This is a genomic window from Micromonospora sp. DT47, assembly GCF_049844475.1.
GTDB lineage: Bacteria > Actinomycetota > Actinomycetes > Mycobacteriales > Micromonosporaceae > Micromonospora.
Map to the genome: position 1 here is coordinate 1 of NZ_JBNCLC010000063.1, position 1335 is coordinate 1335.

Consider the following 1335-nt stretch of genomic DNA (forward strand, 5'->3'; position numbering starts at 1 on the left):
GTTAGCGGCAGAACGAGGCTAGTGATCCGTCGGGGTCCGGGCGGCGCCCTGCCTGCGCCGGGTAGCGACGACGGTGGTGGCGACGAGGGTGGCGAGGAGCAGAGCGGTCAGGCGTGCCGGCGCCGGCGTGAGCGGTGTGAGCAGCACGAGCGCCGCTGTGGCCCAGTACGGCACGGTCATCTTCAGCTGCTCGTAGGGGCGGATGTGCAGCGTCCAGACTGCGAGCAGGTAGACGGCGACCGGCGCGGCTACCGCGTACCCTGCGGCGACGCGCCCGAGGTGCGCGGTGCCGGTTTGGTAGTCGACGTCGACGGCGAGGCCCGCGCCGAGCGCAGCCGCCGATGCGAAGATCAGGTACTGGCCGTATCCCCACAGCAGGGCCACGCGCGGCGAGGCCGCCAGGTGCTGAACTGGGCGGTCGAAGTACAGCCACCACATGGCGAAGACGATCACTACGCCGGCGCCGGCGATCGACAGCAGGGTGCTTGCCTTGGTCCCCCGGTCGAAGGCGGTCTGGATGGCGAGGCTGGCCGCGAGTACCGACTCGCCGAGGACGATGATGGTGAACAGGCCGTACCGCTCGGTTATGTGGCGTGGGTGCCAGATGATCGGAGCGGGGCGTCTCGCCCAGAACGGCAGGAGCAGCTCGGCGAGGACGATCGCCAGGAAGCCGGGCAACAGCCAGTGCCACCCTTCGGGCAGTGCCAGCCGACCGATCCAGGCCGCCTGCAGAACCACGATCCCCACGGCGTAGCGCAGTGCGGTGGCCCGCCGCTCCGGGTCGCTGCGGGCGACGCGCAACCATTGCCCGACCATCGCCAGCCGCATGATCACGTACCCGTACGTAATGACGGAGAAGTCGCCGTGATCGAAGGCGCGAGGTACGCCACCGGCGATCACCAGCGCCCCGGCGATCTGGACCAGGGTGGTGAGGCGGTAGACGTCGTCCTCGGGGTCGTACGCGGAAGCGAACGTGGTGAAGTTCATCCACGCCCACCAGATCGCGAAGAACACCACCGGGTAGAGGCCGATCCCGTGGCCGATGTCGGCCTCGCCCAGGTTGTGGTGCAGTCGGTCGGCGGCCTGTCTCACCGCGGCCACGAAGCACAGATCGAAGAGCAGTTCCAGCGGAGTCACCGTCCGGTACGGCTCGTCGGTGGGGCGGGCGACCATCGGCCGGTACCAGGCGCGCACGGGATATCGTGGATGACTCACTGTGTCGGACATGGCAGCACCTCGGACGGCTCGCGCGACGAAGGTTCCCCTGCGCTGATCATCCCGAACACGGCCCGTCCCTTGCTGACGCTCACCAAAGTTTCACGTGACGGGGCCTGG

The 1335-nt window shown here is 68.8% G+C and carries 1 protein-coding gene; it reads right to left on the minus strand.

Going from position 1 to position 1335, the window contains the following annotated elements:
- Window positions 1-18: 18 nt before the first annotated feature.
- Window positions 19-1227: a low temperature requirement protein A gene (locus tag ACLQ2U_RS32145; RefSeq protein ID WP_425754636.1), complete on the minus strand. Its 1209-nt coding sequence runs from the start codon at window positions 1225-1227 to the stop codon at window positions 19-21.
- Window positions 1228-1335 lie beyond the last annotated feature (108 nt).

What these genes read in the sequence shown, in the direction of transcription:
- ACLQ2U_RS32145 (WP_425754636.1), bottom strand. Translation starts at nt 1,227, where the DNA reads ATGTCCGACACAGTGAGTCATCCACGATATCCCGTGCGCGCCTGGTAC.